Annotated in this window: 15 protein-coding genes; 9 read left to right on the forward strand and 6 right to left on the reverse strand. The window is 64.5% G+C overall.

What is annotated here, in order from left to right:
• Positions 1-13: 13 nt before the first annotated feature.
• Positions 14-637, reverse strand: coding sequence for a beta/alpha barrel domain-containing protein (locus ACFSDX_RS10660; protein ID WP_382313365.1), 624 nt, complete (start codon positions 635-637; stop codon positions 14-16).
• Between the two features lie 192 nt (positions 638-829).
• Between ACFSDX_RS10660 and mnmA the strand changes: the two genes are divergently transcribed.
• Positions 830-1987, forward strand: a complete 1158-nt coding sequence (gene mnmA, locus ACFSDX_RS10665; protein ID WP_382313366.1) for a tRNA 2-thiouridine(34) synthase MnmA — start codon at positions 830-832, stop codon at positions 1985-1987.
• Between the two features lie 214 nt (positions 1988-2201).
• A complete protein-coding gene (locus tag ACFSDX_RS10670; protein ID WP_382313368.1) occupies positions 2202-2954 on the forward strand; it encodes a hypothetical protein in 753 nt (250 codons plus the stop codon).
• Between the two features lie 14 nt (positions 2955-2968).
• Here ACFSDX_RS10670 and ACFSDX_RS10675 read toward each other — a convergent pair whose 3' ends face one another.
• Positions 2969-4474, reverse strand: coding sequence for an alpha-L-arabinofuranosidase C-terminal domain-containing protein (locus tag ACFSDX_RS10675; protein WP_382313369.1), 1506 nt, complete (start codon positions 4472-4474; stop codon positions 2969-2971).
• Between the two features lie 222 nt (positions 4475-4696).
• Here ACFSDX_RS10675 and ACFSDX_RS10680 point away from each other — a divergent pair, with 222 nt between their 5' ends.
• Positions 4697-6376, forward strand: coding sequence for a S8 family peptidase (locus ACFSDX_RS10680; protein ID WP_382313370.1), 1680 nt, complete (start codon positions 4697-4699; stop codon positions 6374-6376).
• Between the two features lie 90 nt (positions 6377-6466).
• Here ACFSDX_RS10680 and ACFSDX_RS10685 read toward each other — a convergent pair whose 3' ends face one another.
• Both ACFSDX_RS10685 and ACFSDX_RS10690 read right to left on the reverse strand, forming a co-directional pair.
• Positions 6467-7219 carry an SDR family NAD(P)-dependent oxidoreductase gene (locus tag ACFSDX_RS10685; RefSeq protein ID WP_382313371.1) on the reverse strand — a complete coding sequence of 251 codons (753 nt, stop codon included), beginning with the start codon at positions 7217-7219 and terminating at the stop codon, positions 6467-6469.
• Between the two features lie 94 nt (positions 7220-7313).
• The gene (locus ACFSDX_RS10690) at positions 7314-8258 is read right to left on the reverse strand and encodes a helix-turn-helix transcriptional regulator (RefSeq protein ID WP_382313372.1); all 945 of its coding nucleotides are present in this window, start codon (positions 8256-8258) and stop codon (positions 7314-7316) included.
• A 297-nt stretch (positions 8259-8555) separates the two neighbouring features.
• On the opposite strand from ACFSDX_RS10690, the gene ACFSDX_RS10695 reads away from it, so the two are divergent.
• The 4 genes from ACFSDX_RS10695 (at position 8556) to ACFSDX_RS10710 (ending at position 13008) form a co-directional block, all read left to right on the forward strand.
• Positions 8556-8870: a hypothetical protein gene (locus ACFSDX_RS10695; RefSeq protein WP_382313373.1), complete on the forward strand. Its 315-nt coding sequence runs from the start codon at positions 8556-8558 to the stop codon at positions 8868-8870.
• Between the two features lie 142 nt (positions 8871-9012).
• Positions 9013-9720 carry a ribulose-phosphate 3-epimerase gene (gene rpe, locus ACFSDX_RS10700; RefSeq protein WP_382313374.1) on the forward strand — a complete coding sequence of 236 codons (708 nt, stop codon included), beginning with the start codon at positions 9013-9015 and terminating at the stop codon, positions 9718-9720.
• A 111-nt stretch (positions 9721-9831) separates the two neighbouring features.
• Positions 9832-12321, forward strand: coding sequence for a TonB-dependent receptor (locus tag ACFSDX_RS10705; RefSeq protein WP_382313376.1), 2490 nt, complete (start codon positions 9832-9834; stop codon positions 12319-12321).
• Between the two features lie 24 nt (positions 12322-12345).
• Complete coding sequence (locus ACFSDX_RS10710; RefSeq protein WP_382313377.1) at positions 12346-13008, forward strand: alpha/beta fold hydrolase; 663 nt, start codon at positions 12346-12348, stop codon at positions 13006-13008.
• A gap of 27 nt (positions 13009-13035) precedes the next feature.
• On the opposite strand, the gene ACFSDX_RS10715 is transcribed toward ACFSDX_RS10710, so the two are convergent.
• Both ACFSDX_RS10715 and parS read right to left on the reverse strand, forming a co-directional pair.
• Positions 13036-13491 carry an RES family NAD+ phosphorylase gene (locus tag ACFSDX_RS10715; protein WP_382313378.1) on the reverse strand — a complete coding sequence of 152 codons (456 nt, stop codon included), beginning with the start codon at positions 13489-13491 and terminating at the stop codon, positions 13036-13038.
• A gap of 2 nt (positions 13492-13493) precedes the next feature.
• Complete coding sequence (parS, locus tag ACFSDX_RS10720; RefSeq protein WP_382313379.1) at positions 13494-13958, reverse strand: type II RES/Xre toxin-antitoxin system antitoxin; 465 nt, start codon at positions 13956-13958, stop codon at positions 13494-13496.
• A gap of 558 nt (positions 13959-14516) precedes the next feature.
• Between parS and hisG the strand changes: the two genes are divergently transcribed.
• The gene (gene hisG, locus ACFSDX_RS10725) at positions 14517-15368 is read left to right on the forward strand and encodes an ATP phosphoribosyltransferase (RefSeq protein ID WP_382313380.1); all 852 of its coding nucleotides are present in this window, start codon (positions 14517-14519) and stop codon (positions 15366-15368) included.
• A gap of 102 nt (positions 15369-15470) precedes the next feature.
• Positions 15471-16772: a histidinol dehydrogenase gene (gene hisD, locus ACFSDX_RS10730; RefSeq protein WP_382313381.1), complete on the forward strand. Its 1302-nt coding sequence runs from the start codon at positions 15471-15473 to the stop codon at positions 16770-16772.
• Positions 16773-16782 lie beyond the last annotated feature (10 nt).

Here is a 16782-nt window from a genome sequence, read left to right on the forward strand (position 1 = left end):
GCCGCTGCGCTACTTAGGCCTCTTCCAGGGCTTCAAACACGGCTTCAAGCTCCGTGAAGTCGCGTAGGCCGGGCTTTATCTCGTCGCCGCCTTCCAGAATGAGGCCGGCCGGGTGCACGTACTGGGCCGTTTCGGCGGCCTGGGTGGGGTCGGGGGGGCCGGCCAGCCACAGCGGGGCCTGCCGGGCCAACTGGTGCCAGTAGGCGTAGTCGGCCGGGTAGGGCTGGGGCGCGGTGGTGAAGAAGGCGAACCCAACGGGCAGCGCCGCCGTGAGGTCGGCAATGGCCGCGGCGTAGTGCTCCTGGTTGATGAGCAGGCTGGCCGGCACCTCGATGAGGGCGGGCACGGCCAGCCCCTGGGGCCAGGCTTGGCGGGCGGGGTCGAGGCGCAGCAGCACGCCCGTCAGGCCGCATTCTTCAACCAGGCGGTTGATTTCGGCCCCGGCCACGTGGCCAAATTCGCCGATGAGGTCGACGCCCGCCACCCAGCCGGCCAGCTCGCGGGCCGTGGCGGCATCGACGGCGCCCGGCAGGCTGGCATCGAGCGTAAAAATGAGGCCCTGGGCGCCCATGCCTGCACAATAGCGGGCGTCGGAGAGGTTATTGATGCCGCGCACGAGCACGGGAAGAGCAAGCATTATAGGAGTTAAGAGTTAAGAGTGATGAGTTAGGAGTAGGAGGGGGCGCTTCGGAATAACAGTTTTAGTAGTCCCAGCGGAGGTACAGGACCGCAAAGGTCGTGTAGTTACTCTTAACTCATCACTTTTAACTCTTAACTTTGTACTGGCGCCAGCCGGAACATTCACTTCCCTGGGTGGCTTGCCGTTTTAATGGAAAATACTCCGACCAAAGGCCGCGTTCTCGTGGCCATGAGTGGTGGCATCGACTCGTCGGTGGCCGCTGTGCTGCTGCACGAAGCCGGCTACGAAGTAGTGGGCATGACGATGAAAACCTGGGACTACGCCACGGCCGGCGGCTCGAAAAAAGAAACCGGCTGCTGCTCGCTCGATAGCATCAACGATGCCCGCGACATTGCCGTGCGCCTAGGGTTCCCGCACTACATCATCGACATCCGCGACGAGTTCGGCGATTTTGTCATTGACAACTTCACCGAAGAATACCTTGCCGGCCGTACCCCCAACCCCTGCGTGCTCTGCAACACCCACATCAAGTGGGACGCCCTGCTGCGCCGGGCCGACATGCTGGGCTGCCAGTACATTGCCACCGGTCACTACGCCCAAATCCGGCAGGATGCCGACACCGGCCGCTTTGTGGTGAGCAAAGGCCTCGACGAAAACAAAGACCAGAGCTACGCGCTCTGGGGCGTGACGCAGCAGAGCCTGAGCCGCACGCTGTTCCCCCTAGGGGCGATGCGCAAAACCGAGATTTACGACGAAGCTCGCCAGCGCGGCTTCACGGCGCTTGTCAACAAGCCCGAGAGCTACGAAATCTGCTTTATTCCCGATAATGATTACCGGGGCTTTCTGCGGCGGCGCGTGCCGGGCTTGGAGGCGCGGGTGGCCGGCGGCCGCTTCGTGGACCGCGACGGCCGCGACTTGGGGGCGCACGAGGGCTACCCGTTCTACACCATCGGGCAGCGCAAGGGGCTGGGCATCGCCCTCGGGTTTCCGGCCTACGTCACGGCCATTCGGCCCGACACCAACGAGGTGGTGCTGGGCAACTACGACGAGCTGGCCAGCACCGCCACCACCGTGCACAAGCTCAACATGGGCAAGCTGGCCGACCTAGGGGGCCGCGGCCTGGTGCCGGCCGTGGTGAAGGTGCGCTACCACCACGCCGGCTCGCCGGCGTTTCTGGAGCAGGATGGCGACCAAATCCGCATCTACTTCACCGAGCCGGTGCATGCTATCACGCCCGGCCAGGCGGCCGTGTTCTACGACGGCGACGACGTACTGGGCGGCGGCTGGATAACGCGCCACGTCATTGGCGAAGTACCGGCGCTGGCGGCCGAGGTGGCCCTGGCGTAGCCTACTTAGCCACCAGTTAAAAGAGAGGGGTTAATGCGCAGTATATCCGCGTATTAACCCCTCTCTTTTATTTGGTGACTGCCACGTGCCTGCTGAGGAAAATGCCCTAGGTGCCTGTCTGGCTCGGGGCTGAGTGCGAGCTAGTTGCTAGCTTTGCCCCCGAGCCTGGGCCAGCTTCGACCCAGGGCGTTAGTTAATGCTATTCTATCGTGCTATGATGCTACGTTTCCGCTATTCGCTACCGACTAAAACGCTGGCGGCCGCCGCTTTGCTGGGCGCCGGGGCCCTGCTGGAAGGCTGCCGCCACGAAACGGTGACGCCCGCGCCGGTCGTTGATTACTATCCGCTCGAAGTGGGCACCTACCGCACCTACGCCGTGAGCGACACGGTGTGGAGCAAGGGCGTGGCCACGCCCGCCAACTACCAACTGCGCGAGGCCGTGACCGAGCAGTTTACCGATGCGGCCGGCCAAAAAGCCTACCGCGTGCTGCGCGCCCGCCGCGTAAACAGCACCGACGCCTGGGCCGACGACAGCGTGCTGGTGGTGCAGCCCCAGGCGCAGGCCATTCTGATGACGCGCGACAACGTGCGCACCATCGAGCTTATTTACCCGCTGCGGGCCGGCAAAACCTGGAAAAAATACGCCTTCACCACCGCGCGCCCCGACAGCGTGCGGGCCTTCGATGCCGCCGTGGAGCAGCCCTTCACCACACCCGGCGCCGCCCCCCAAACCTACGCCACCACCGTCGTGGCCCGCGACCGGCAGCCCATCGAAGCCAATGATGGCCTGCTGCGCCGCGGCGGCTACCTGCAGGTATTTGCCCAGGGTGTGGGCCCGGTGCTGCGCCGCCGCTACGCCTACGAAACTTTCTACACCACCTCCAACGGCGCCTCGGTCATCACGCCGACCGTGGTGCAGGTGGGACGCTCGCGCCTCGAAGTGCTCGTGGCCAGCGGCAAGCTCTAGGTCCTACCTAGGCGCTAGAGCGCGGCTTGCAGCAGGGTAATGCCGTGCGCCGCCACCGTATAGGTGGTGGCGCTGGCCAGCAGGGTGCGCTGCTTATAGCTGACCACGTTGGTGTCAGGCGCTTGCAGCGTATTCATGGCCGCTACGGAGGGGGCGTTGAGCTCGTGCGCAATCCAGCGGCCGGCTACTTTGGCGTTGATTTTTACCGTAATCGCCGCCGTGCTGTCGCGGTTGACGATGGCCAGGGTGAGCGTCTTGCCATCCGTGGAGGCCGAGACGTCGAGCGTGGCCGCGCCAGTCGTCGTTGCGGCCACGCTTCGGGGGCCGCACAGCCGGCGGTAGAGCTCCATGGGGTAATAAATCGTTTGGCAGATGGAGGTGGTCTCGTTCGTCATGATGGGCGCTAAGACGTTGACGGTCTGGGCCCAGGTGGCCAAGCCGATAACCGCCGCGTTGCGCTGAAAGATGTTGAGAAACGTGGCCACCCCCAGCGCGTGGTTCCAGGTGTAGTCTACCTCCAGGTCGTAGGCGCCCTTGCCGCCGTTTTCCCAGATGCCCCACTCATCGAGCGCAATCTTCACGGGCTGCTGCCGGCTCGGGAAGCGGTACCACTTGCTGAAGCCCGTGACTCGCTCCGGGGTGAGGGCTTTAATCTGGGCCGCGGTGGTTTTGATGGCCACCTCCATTTCGGCGATGGATGCGAACAGCGAGGCGGGGTCGCCGGGCTTGGAGTTGGCGTAGAGGTGCAGCGAAATGTAGTCGCATATCGGGTGCAGCTCCTGCAAAATCTGCTGGTTCCAGTCCGGCTTATCGCCCACCATAATGAGCTGAATGGTGGGGTCTTGCAGCTTCATGAGCTTGGCATAGTACCAGGCCTGCTTGACGTAGTCGCGCGGGTCTTGCAGCCGGCCGGCATCCTCCTTGGCCGCTTCTTCATTGCCCAGGCCCCAGTATTTTACTTGGTAGGGCGCGGCGTGCCCGTTGGCCTGGCGCTGGGCGGCGTAGTAGCCCTGCGTGGCGTTGCAGTACTCGACCCAGTCGGCGGCTTCCTCCGCTGTGCCGGTCGACATGTTGACGGTCAGAAAGGGCGCCGCCCCTAGCAGCCGGGCGTACTGCACAAACTCATCGGTGCCGACCTGGTTGGTGTCGTAGCCGCCCCAGATGAGGTTTTTGCGCACCGGCCGGTTCTGGCCCACGCCGTCTTTCCAGTGGTAAATCTTGGTGACCGTGCCGCCCGGATAGCGCAGCAGGGGCGGCCGCAGCCGCTGCACCTTTTCGAGCACGTCGGGCCGAAATTGCCGGTGCTGCTCGTCGTAAATGCCGCCGTAGATGGCGCGCCCCAAGTGCTCAATAAACTGCCCGTAGATGGTGGGCGCTATCTCCCCCAGGCTCTGGGTGAGGTGAACGGTGATTTCCGCCGTGGGGGGCGCGAATAATCTCTTGACCGGGCCGGGCACCAGCGCGCCCGCGAGGGCGCTGGTGCTCAGGCCAATAAACTGGCGGCGGGGCTGATGGGGCATAAAGGCTGACTGGTACGCGGCGCTAACATAGTGCCCAGAAGCTGGCTGAGGTAGCGCCGCGGGCCGATGGCCGCGGGCACGGGGCGCGGCCCTGGGCCGCCCACGGGCCGGGCCCTAGGTAGGGGAGGGCGGCCGCGAACTACCTAGGGCGTGCTACTGTCTGGCTATACGCGCCGGCGTGCACCCCGCGTTAACTTGCCGCTTCCTCCCTATCTGCTTCTAATGAACTATTCCTTTTGGCTGGCCGCCTTGCTGCTGTTGGGCGGGCTAAGCCCCGCGGCCCGGGCGCAGGGCACGGTGCGCCGCCACCTCATCTACTTTCAGGATAAAACCGGCACGCCCTACTCGGTGAGCCAGCCGCAGGCCTTTTTGTCGGCGCGGGCGCTGGCCCGGCGCAGCCGCCAGGGCATAGTAGTGCGCGCGCGCGACCTGCCCGTGAATCCCGCCTACGTGGCCCAGGTGCGGGCCGTGGGCGGCAGCCCGCAGGTGCGCTACACCTCGCGCTGGCTCAATGCGGCGGTGGTGGCCTGCGACTCGGTTACCCTAGGGCGCATCTACCAGCTGCCCAGCGTGAAGGGCGGCCAGACCCTGAGCCGCCTGCCCGAAGCGCCCCGCCCCGCGCCGGCCCCCGAGGCGGCGCCCGCCGCCCGCACCACCGCCGAAGTCCGCGCCACCTACGGCAAGGCCTACGCCCAAAACGAGCTCATTGGGGCAGTGGCCATGCACGCGGCGGGCTACCAAGGCGAGGGCATGCAGATTGCCGTGTTCGACGCCGGCTTTCCGGGGGCCGACCAGATTGGGCCCTTGCAGCTGCTGCAGCAGCAGGGCCGGGTGGCCGGCACCCGCAATTTTGTGGATGGCGGCACCAGTGTGTACCAGCGCAACAGCCACGGCACCAACTGCCTGGGCCTGATTGGCGGCGAGCTGCCGGGCACCTACGTGGGCACCGCGCCCCACGCCACGTTTCACCTCTGCCTCACCGAAGACGTAGCCAGCGAATACCCGGTGGAAGAAGCCAACTGGCTGGCCGCCGCCGAGTACGCCGACTCGGCCGGCGTCGATGTCATCAGCTCGTCGCTGGGCTACAACACCTTCGACCGGCCCGCCGTGTCGCACACCTACGCCGACCTCAACGGGCGCACGGCCATCAGCAGCCTGGCGGCCCTGGGGGCCGCGCGGGCCGGCATGGTGGTCGTGAACTCGGCTGGTAATGATGGCAATAACGCCTGGCGCTACATCGCCGTGCCGGCCGATGCCGACAGCATTATCACGGTGGGGGCGGTGGACTCCCTGCGCCAGCACGCGGGCTTCAGCTCCTACGGCCCCACCGCCGACGGGCGTATCAAGCCCACTTTGTCGGCCATGGGCGTGGCCTCGGCGGTGCTCTCGGCCACGGGCACTATTGGGCGGGGCAACGGCACTTCCTACGCCTGCCCCGAGCTGGCGGGCCTGGTGGCGGGTTTCTGGCAGGCCAATCCCACGCTCACCGCCCAGCAGGTAATTGCCGCGCTTTGCCGCTCGGCTTCGCAGGCCCAGGCGCCCGATAACAGCCTGGGGTACGGCATCCCCAACTTCGTGGCGGCCTACAACCTGCTGCACCCCAGCACGCCGCTGGCCGCCACTCCTGCGGCGGCCCCCAGCGCCCGGCTTGGTATCTACCCCAATCCCAGCCGCACCGGCGAGCTGACCCTGGTGCTGCCGCCCGCCTTGCAGCGCCAGGCGCTGCGCGTGCGCGTGCTCGACGCCAAGGGCGCCGTGGTAGTGGAGCGCAGCCTGCCGGCCCAGGCCACGGCCGAAGTACCGCTGCGGCCCGCCCGCCAGCTGGCGCCCGGCACCTACCAGTGCGTGGTGCAGCCGCTGGCCGGCGGCACGCCCCAGGCGGTGCGCTTCACGCAGCAGTGACAGCCCACTGGGGCGCGGACTACAAAGCCCGCGCTCCAGTGGGCTGTCCCGGAGTATTTTATCTGGAAAGCTTCGCGCCGTCTGGCCGCGCTAGAGCCCCATTCCGCCCGTTGCCTCCAGGCGTTGGCCGTTGAGCCAGCGCGCGGCGTCGGTGCAGAGGAAGGCGACGAGACCACCGATGTCGTCGGGCTCGGCCACGCGGCCTAGGGCCGTCATTTGGGCCACCCAGGCCCGGATTTCGGGCGTATCCGTCATGGCCCCGCCGCCAAATACGGCGCCCGGCGCCACCACGTTGGCCGCAATGCCCCGGCCGCCTAGCTCCAGGGCCAGGTAGCGGGTGAAGACTTCCACCGCCCCCTTCATGCTCGCGTAGGCCGATACCCCCGCAAAGGAGTTGCGCGTGGTGGCCGAGGAAATATTGACGATGCGGCCGCCATCGCGCAGCAAGGGCAGGGCCTGCTGGGTGAGGAAGTACACGCCCTTGAAATGAATGTTGAGCATCTCATCAAACTGCGCCTCGGTCATCTCCGCAATGGGGGCGGTCAGGCTCGTGCCGGCGTTGTTGATGAGAAAGTCGAACCGGTCGGTGCCGAAGGTATCGGCCAGGACCGTCGTGACCTGCGCGAAAAATGCCGCGAAGGTGCTCAGGTTGGCGGCGTCCAGGGGCAGGGCCACGGCGCGGCGGCCCAGGGTTTCGATGGCGGCAACTACGGCTACCGCTTCGGCCTGCTGGCTGCGGTAGGTGAGGATGACGTCGATGCCCTGTTGGGCGAGTTTGAGGGCCATGTCTTTGCCCAGGCCCCGGCTGCCGCCGGTAAGGAGGGCGATTTTGGAAGTACTCATGGAGGGTGCGTTTGTGCGGTTGATTTGAACACGACAAAGGTCCCCTAGGTAGCTTCTGGCGGCGTTGTAGCCGCCAATCAGCTTCTTGTAGAAATCAAACCGGCGCGGCGGCCAGCGTGCGAAACGCGCCGGGACTCACGGCGGCGTAGCGGCGGAAGAAGTGCGAAAAATGCGCTACATCGACGAAGCCCAGGCTGTCGGCAATTTCCCAGAGCGTCCAGTCCGTTTGTTGCAGCAGGGCCTTTGCCTCCTGCGCCAGCCGCCCGCCGAGGAGGTCGGTGGTGGTGCGGCCGGTGCTGTCCTTGAGCACCTTGTTGAGGTGGTTGACGTGCACGGCCAGGTGGTCGGCAAAATCCTTGGCCGTGCGTAGGGGCACGCGCTGCTGGGGCGTGGTGAGCGGAAACTGCCGCTCCAGCAGTTCCGCGAAGCGCGACGTGAGCCGGGCCGCCGCCGAGTGGGCGGGGTGTAGCGTGGCCGTGGTCTGCCGCTTCTGGCCCAGGTGCAGCAGCTCCAGCACGTAGGCCCGCAGCAGGTCGTACTTGTGGGCGTAGTCGGAAGCCAGCTCCTGCTGCATTTGGGTGAAAATAGCCGCTGCCCGCGCCGTTTCGGCCGGTGTCAGCTGAAACACAAGGTACCCGTTGGCTCGAAATAGGGGGAGCTCATCGGGCGTGAGGCCCCCGAGAACGGGCAGCAAAAACTCGGCCGTGTAAAGGCAGAACTGCCCCTGCTGCGCCTCGGTGGGCCGCCACTGAAACGCCACTTTGGGCGTCGAAAACACCAACGCGTCGGGCTCAATGTCGATGGTGTGGTCGGCATACTCGGTGCGGCTGCGGCTGCGCAGGAGGCTGATTTTGTAGAACGAGCGGCAGGGGTAGGGCGTGCCCGGTCGCAGCTGGTTAGACTCCGCGAGGTCGGCTAAATCAAACACGTTGAAGTGGCCGACCTCGCGCTGAATGCCCCCGGGCAGCAGCGTGCTCAGGTCGGCGCCCGTGCAGGGAGTCAGCTCCTGGTAAAGGGCAGTCAGCGCGGTAGTCGTCATGGCAGCAGGGTGCTTGTAAGATTCAAAGACGTAGTAACCTGCCTAGGATAGGAAAGTTGCGGCTACTAAGCCGATGGACCCAGGTAAAGCACCCAAGCGCCCCGGCTGGCGAAGCCCACGGCCGCCCCAAGTACCGCGGCAGTACCCGCTGCAAACGGGCCAGTATAGACCGGATTAGCTAAATTGCCGATGCTTATTTACTAATAAAAATTGCTTTTACTAGCTAATATTATTGGCTATTCGCTGCTTTTTTCGTACCTTTAAGTCGTAATAAAACCCGCTTCTCTCATGGTTCAGATGATGACCACCAAGCGCATTGGGCGCCGCCAGTTTCACTTCACGGTGGAGGGCAAAAACTTTCACGAAGTAGTGGCCGAGTACGAGCGCCTGAGCTTTGCCGACGTGGGGGCCTGCGGCCTCTGCGGCTCCGACAACCTGGATTTGAGCAGCCGCGTGGCCCAGGGCAAGTTCAAATACACTTCCATCAAGTGCCGCGACTGCAAAGGCGACCTCACCTTCGGCAAGATGCAAGAAGATGAGAACACCTACTTCCTGCGCCGCAAGGAAACCGGCGAGCTCGACTGGCGCGCTTTTGAAAAAAAACCCGACTAAAATTGGCCACTCACTAAAATTTGCCTTCTTCGCGTTAGAAGCCGGCTGCTGGCATTTGGTCCGGCAGCCGGCTTCGTACTTTTGCCCGCTGTGGGCTGGTGCGGGCGATTTCCTTCCTGACTACTCTTCTTTCTCTACCTCCGTGATTATCAAACCTGGCCGCCGCCACGAACCCTTGCTCGCCCCCTCGCTGCTCGCCAGCGACCTGGCCAACATCCAAGCCACTGCCGAAACCCTGGCCACCGCTGAGGCCGACTGGCTGCACTTCGACGTGATGGACGGCCGCTTCGTGCCCAACATCTCCTTCGGCCTGCCCGTGCTCGAAGCCCTGCGCCCCCACGCCCGCCAGCCCATCGACGTGCACCTGATGATAGAGCACCCCGAAAATTACCTGGCCGCCTTCCGCGACGCGGGCGCCACCAACATCACGGTGCACTACGAGGCCTGCGTGCACCTGCACCGGGTGGTGGAGCAAATCAAGAACCTAGGCTGCACGGCCGGCGTGGCCCTGAACCCCGCCACGCCCATCTGCCTGCTCGAAGACATCGCCGCCGACCTCGACGTGGTGCTCCTCATGTCGGTAAACCCCGGCTTCGGGGGCCAGACATTTATTCCGAATACCCTGCGCAAAGTAGCGGCCCTCAAGGAGCTGCTGCTCGACCAGGGCTCGGGCGCGCTCATCGAGGTCGATGGCGGCGTGAACGAAATCAACGCCGGCCCGCTGGTGGAGGCCGGGGCCGACGTGCTGGTGGCCGGTAGCTTCGTGTTTAAGTCGCCCGGCGGGCCGGTGCCCACGCTGGCCAGCCTGCGTAAAAAATTGCGTCAGGTAGTAGAGTCGAGCGCTAAGTAAACCACTGAAGGGTAGCGGCCCCAGGCGATGGAGCTGCTGCCTAAGGTACTGTTTTATAGTTAACTATTAAAGTTGAAGCAGCGCGTACTACTTATTTGGGTGCTGGGGAGCTTGGCCGCAGTACCCAGAGCTGGCTACAGCCAGCAGGCGCCTGCTACGCCCGCCCCGGCGGCTCGTGCGGTTGGGCTCACCCTTACGGGCACCGTGCGCGATGCCCTAGGGCAGCCCCTGGAGCTGGTAGTAGTGGCAGTGGAAGGCCAGCCCGGCGGCGCCACCACCACGGCTACCGGCAGCTTTAGCATGCGCCTGACCCGGCCCGTGGAGGAGGCGACCGTGGTGCTGGTGGCCCGCCGCCTCGGGTACCAGCCCGCGCGCCAAACCCTGCGCCTGCCCGCCGATGCCGCCCAGCCCCTGCGCCTGGTGATGCAGCCCGATACCAAAACCCTCACCGACGTGACGGTGCGCGCCCGCGCCGCCGACGCCGACAGCCGCGAGCAGGTCAGCCTCATTCAGCTCGACCCGCAAACGGCCAAGGTGTTGCCCTCGCCCTTCGGCGACTTCAACGCCATCCTCAAAACCCTGCCCGGCGTAGTTAGTAACAATGAGCTGAGCAGCACCTACAATGTGCGCGGCGGCAATTACGACGAGAACCTGCTCTACGTCAACGGCTTTGAGGTGTACCGGCCGTTCCTCGTCACGCAGGCGCAGCAGGAGGGCCTGAGCTTCATCAACCCCGATTTGGTGCAGAAGGTCGATTTCAGCACCGGCGGCTGGCAGCCCAAGTACGGCGACAAGCTCTCCTCGGTGCTCGACATCCAGTATAAGGAGCCGGCCAAGTTCGCGGCCTCGGCCACGGGCAGCCTGGTGGGCGGCGCGCTCCACGCTGAAGCGCGCTCGGCCAACGGCCGGGTGAGCTACCTAGGCGGCGTGCGCTACAAGAATGCGCAGTACGTGCTCAGCTCGCTGCGCCAAAACCAGGGCCAGTACAACCCCACGTTTTACGACGCGCAGGGCTACGTCAATATTGGGCTGGGGAAGAAGGGCGGCGATTTGCAAAAAACCAGCCTAGGCATCCTGGGCGTACTGGCGCACAACGACTACCGCTTCGTGCCGAGCAGCGGGCAGGTCACGTTCTCGACCGGCGGCGCGCAGTTCACCCGCGTCAACATCTACTACGATGGCCGCGAGCGCATGCAGTACGACACCTACCAGGGCGGCCTGAACTTGCGGCACAATTTCCATCCCGGTCTGCAAGTAGAGCTGCTGGGCTCGGCGCTGCTCACGCGCGAGTTCGAGTTTCGGGACGTGGAGGCGTCGTACCGGTTTTCGGAGGTCAACAACGACCCCACCAGCCCCGACTACAACCAGCCGGTGCGCACCCGCGACATTGGCTCCAGCTTCAACCACTCGCGCAACGACCTCACGGCTCGCATCTTCACGGCCGAGCTGCGCGGGCGCTGGAACCCCGGCGGCGACCCCCTAGGGGCCCACACCATCCGCTGGGGCGTGAAAACGGGCCGCGAAATCATCCACGACCAGCTCGACGAGTACAGCTTTGCCGACTCGGCCGACTACGTGCCCGACAGCCGCCGCACCCGCCTCGCCGCCGACCTCACCCTCGAAAGCCAGCGCACCCAGGGCTACGTGCAGCACACCTGGCAAATCGACTCGCTCAAAACGCTCACATACGGCCTGCGCGGCCACTATTGGTCGGTTAATAAAGAGTTTGTGCTGAGCCCCCGGGTGCAGTTTGCGGCCCGCAGCCGCCGCCACCCCGAGCGCAGCTGGAAGCTGGCGGCCGGCCTCTACGCCCAGCCGCCGTTCTACCGCGAGCTGCGCAACATGGCCGGCCAGCTCAATCCCGAATTGCGGGCCCAGAAGTCGTTGCACCTCGTGGTGGGCCGCCAGGCGGAATTGCAGCTCATGAACCGGCCGTTTCGCCTTAGCACCGAGGCCTACTACAAGTATCTCACCGACGTCATTCCCTACGAGGTCGACAACGTGCGCCTGCGCTACTCGGCCAAAAACAACGCCCGCGCCTACGCCGCTGGCCTCGAAGCCCGCCTCAGCGGCGAGTTTGTGAAGGGCGTAGAGTCGTGGCTGAGCCTAGGGCTGCTCACAACCAAGGAAAACATCGATGGCGCCACCAAGAACCTGACTGACAGCACGGGTAAGGTTACGGGTACCACGCCGCTGGGCTGGATTCGCCGCCCCCAGGACCAGCGCCTCACGGCCAGCATCTTCTTCCAGGACCACCTGCCCGATAACCCCTCGGTGCGCGGCTATGTCAACCTGGTGTTTGGTACCGGCCTGCCCTTCAGCCCGCCTGGCCAGCCGCAGTACCGCGGCGACCAGGCCATCACCCGGCCCTACCAGCGCGTCGATATCGGCTTCTCCAAAGTAGTGAGCCTGCGCAACACGCCCAAGCCCCACCTGTATTCGCTCGAAAGCCTCTGGCTGGGCCTGGAGATTCTCAACATTCTAGGGGCCAACAACGTGGCCGGCTACAGCTACTTGCAGGATGTGAGCGGCACGACCTACGCCGTGCCCAGCTACCTCTCGCAGCGCGTGCTCAATATCCGGGCGATAGCGCGGTTTTAAAAAGTTCGCGCTACTACAAAATCCATGAAACGCCTGCTGCTGCTGCCCGGCTACCTCGAAGACGGTACCATCTTCGACACGCTGCGGCCCTTGCTGCCGCCCGCCGCGGTAGAGGTTATTGAGTTGGAGCCAGCCCTGGACCAGTGGCGGCCCCGCGGGGCGGTGAGCGCCGTGACGCTGGCCCGGTACCTGGCCGAGCGCCACGGCATCGGGCCGGCCGATGTGGTGGTGGGCCACTCGATGGGCGGCTGGATTGCGGCGCACATTAAGGCTCAAACCGGGGCCGCTGCCGTGCTGCTCAGCTCCTTCACTGACCAGCACAAGGTGGTGGCCCGCGCCCGCAACCCGCTGCTGCTGGGGCTCTACGCGTGGTCGGGGCTGGGTCGTAGCCGCTGGCTGCGCGAGCGCGCCAAGCGCACCTACCTGTTTGAGGAGTCGCGGGAGCTGTATGGACAACTGGCCGACAGCATGGCCCGGCACCCGCGCCGCCACGTGCACCGGCAGCTGCAAGTGCTATTTGCCCCGGTGCCGCCCCTAGGCGTCTTGCCCGAGCTGCGCGTGCATGCCCTGGCCGACAACGTGGTGCGCCCGCCCGACGAGCCGTTTCTGGAGATTCCCGGCGACCATTTTGCGCATTACTACTACCCGGCGCTAGTGGCGGCGGCTATTAGAGAAGTGATGAGTTAGCAGTAATACGGTGCCTTATCAGCTACCTTATAACTCCATCTTAATGCGCGGGTCGAAAATAAAATCCTCCGTGCCCAGCAGCTTCACTTGCTCGAAGTCGGGGTGGCTGGTGTTAAGCAGGTAATTAGCCTCGGACGTGATAATGGCCGACGGTACCTTCAGCACCGCGCTGCGGCGCAGCTGGTACCACGCGCTCCCGATTTCCTGGCACTGCGGGTAGCTAGTTACCTGCTGCCAGTCGGCGGGGAGCATCTCGGCGGGTACTTCCTCGATGAGCACCTGGTCGGGAATGACGAGCCGCATCAGCTTAAACGGGGCCTGTAAGCCTTCGCCGCTCCGGTGCACCACGTTTTCGAGGCAGGCCAGCGAGGCCGTGGCGGCAGTATAGATAATGTATTGGCCCGCCGTATTCCAGCGGTTGGCCACGCCCGAGGCCGTGAGGCGCTGGGCATACCTAGGGGCCGAAATGCGAAATACTTCCACCGCTACGCCAGGTCGCCGTAGGCAATGCGGGTGAGCTCGTCGGCGACCAGGTCGATGCCGCCGCCGGTGTAGAAGAGGTCGATGGGCAGCTTGCCGGCTAGGCCGTAGGCGGGTTTGTGCAGCCAGCGCGTAAACGATTCGGCATCGCCAAACACTTCGCGGCCTAGCTCGGCCACCTGGGCTAGTTTCAGCAGCTGCTCGCTCTTGGGCGCGTCGAGCACCTTGTCTTCCTGCTGATAATGGCGAAAGGTTTTCGTTGTAATGCCTAGTATATCTGCCATTTGCGTCGCGTCGAGCCCTAGGTTGCTGCTGATGGCCTGCGCCTTTACGGCCGGTAGCCCTTGCTGCGCCAGCAGCACCAGCCGCAGGGCATCGTGGGAGGCTTCGGGCGACCCAAATAGCTCCAGGATAAAAGCCGAAACAGTTTCCTGTTTCCGGGTTTCGAATGCGAATGGAACAACTTGCATGGCAGAAAGGCTAAGGGACAACAAAGTAAGGGAATTTTTTCCTTTAAACTGAGAAAATATTCTTTAAGTTTTCCGCTGTCTCAGATAACTCCGCAGGCAAACGCAGTCGTGGCCAGTGCGGTAGGCGTATTGGGGCGTTTATCGGCCCTGAATACGGGGTGGGGGCAAGCAGTAAGCCAACTAACTATACCGTGTCCGGTTATAAATATTCTGGCTCCTTTGCTTGGCCAGGGTTGGCAAACAGCACCCGCCGCTTACCTTTGCCCCGTTATGATGTTCAACGCCCGTTGCGCTACGCCCGTGCTTACTGCCGCCTTGCCGGCCCCTAGGGGCTGGGTCGGGGCGGTGCATCACCACCACCATCGCTAGGAGACCGGGCAATCGGGCTGGCCGCTACCCCGTAGCCGTACCAGCCGCTCGCGTCTCCGCCACCGCTCCCGGGTTATCGGGGTTGTCAGTTTCTCGTTCGGGTTTTTTAGTGCGTTGCTCGGCTGGCTAAGTGCCGCCGGGGGCGTGTTCGTTATCGCCGCTCGCCGCGCGGGCGGTCTCCTTCCTTAAATGCTACGCATCGCCATTCAAAAGTCCGGCCGCCTGTCGGAGGACTCCCTCAAGCTCATCCGCGAGTGCGGCATCAGCTTCGTCTCGTCTTCGTATAAACTGAAGGTCGAGGCCAGTAATTTCCCTTTGGAAATCCTCTACCTGCGCGACGACGATATTCCGGGCTACGTGCAGGACGGCGTAGCCGACCTAGGTATCGTGGGCCAGAACGTGCTGGTCGAAGCCGGCGGCTCCGCCCTCGAAGTGGAGGCCCTGGGCTTCAGCAAGTGCCGCCTGAGTCTGGCCGTGCCGCGGGGCGCCGAGTACAACTCGGTGGCCGATTTGCAGGGTAAGAACATCGCCACTTCGTACCCTAGGTTGCTTGGCGACTACCTGGCCGGCCAGGGCGTGCAGGCGCACTTGCACACCATCAGCGGCTCGGTCGAAATCGCGCCCAGCATCGGGTTGGCCGAGGCCATCTGCGACATTGTGAGCAGCGGCTCGACGCTGCTCGGCAACGGCCTGCGCGAGGTCGAAACCATCTTCCGCTCGGAGGCCGTGCTCATCGCCGCCCCCAACCTGAGCCCCGAAAAGCAGCAGCTACTCGACCAGCTGCGTTTTCGGATGCAGGCCGTGCGCCGCGCTCAGCGCTCCAAGTACATCGTGCTCAACGCCCCGGTGGCCGCCCTCGACGCGGTGAAGGCGCTGCTGCCGGGCATTAAGTCGCCCACCGTGACGCCGCTCGCCGAAGAAGGCTGGGTATCGGTGCAGTCGGTGGTCGAAGAAGATAAGTTCTGGCATATTGCCGGCGAGCTGCAAGCCATCGGGGCCGAAGGCATTCTGGTGCTGGCCATTGAGAAGCGCGTAGGGTAGGTTTTAGTGGTTAGGGACTAGTGTTGAGTGATTAGGGTAGTTATCTACTCCCTTAACACCAGCTACTAATCGCTTACCACTAACCGTTAATCACTATCATCCATGCAGATTATCCGTAACCCCGCCCCCGCCGAGTGGGCCGCGCTCCAGCAGCGGCCCCAGGCCGACAGCAACGCCGCCGTGCTGGCCCGCGCCGCCGAAATTTTTGACGACGTAACCCAGCGTGGCGATGAGGCCCTGCGCCAGTACGCCGCCCAATTCGATGGCGTGCCCGACCTAGGCAGCTTGCGCGTGAGCGCCGAGGAGCTAGCTGCCGGCGCCGCCCAGGTGCCCGCCGAGTTGCAAGCCGCCATCCGGCAGGCCCGCCAGAACATCGAGAAGTTTCACGCCGCCCAGCGCCCCGCCGCCGTGGAGGCCGAGGTGGAAACGATGCCCGGCGTGCGCTGCTGGCGCCGGAGCGTGGCCGTGCCGCGGGTGGGCCTTTACATTCCGGGGGGCTCGGCGCCGCTGTTTTCTACCTTACTGATGCTGGGCGTGCCGGCCAAGCTGGCTGGCTGCCGCGAAGTTGTGCTCTGTACGCCGCCCGGCCGGGGCGACGGGCAAATTGCGCCCGCCATTCTCTTCGCCGCGCAGGAGCTGGGCCTCACCACCATCATTAAAGCCGGTGGGGCGCAGGCCGTGGCCGCGCTCACCGTGGGCACCGCTTCGGTGCCGGCCGTGGATAAGATTTTTGGTCCCGGCAACCGCTACGTCACCGCTGCCAAGCAGCTGGCCGCCCAGCGCGGCGCGGCCATCGATATGCCCGCCGGCCCGTCGGAGGTACTCGTTATTGCCGATAGCAGCGCCAATCCGGCCTTCGTGGCGGCCGACTTGCTCTCGCAGGCCGAGCACGGCCCCGATTCGCAGGTAGTACTGCTGACCGATTCGGAGGAAATTTTACAAGGCGTAGTGGCCGAGTTGGAGCGCCAGCTGCCGCTGCTACCTAGGGCCGAAATAGCGCGCCAGGCGTTGGCCGAGAGTCGGGCCATTCTGCTGCCCGATGTAAAAACGATGCTCAAATTCAGCAACCAGTACGCGCCCGAGCACCTCATCCTGGCTGTGGCAACTCCCGAGGACCTAGCCGCCGACATCTACAATGCGGGCTCCGTTTTTATGGGCCACTTCACCCCCGAAGCCGTGGGTGACTATGCTTCGGGCACCAACCACACGCTGCCGACCGGGGGCTACGCCCGCGCCTACAGCGGCGTGTCGCTCGATTCGTTCTACAAGAAAATTACCTTCCAGCAGCTCGCGCCCCACGGCCTGGCCGCCCTGGCCCCCGTAGTAGAGGCGATGGCCGAAGCCGAAGGCCTGCGTGCCCACGCCCAAGCCGTAGTGCTGCGCCGCCTGGCCGTCAGCCAGTAAAGCAGCGCCC

This window comes from Hymenobacter bucti (genome assembly GCF_042681145.1).
Classification (GTDB): Bacteria; Bacteroidota; Bacteroidia; order Cytophagales; family Hymenobacteraceae; genus Hymenobacter; species Hymenobacter bucti.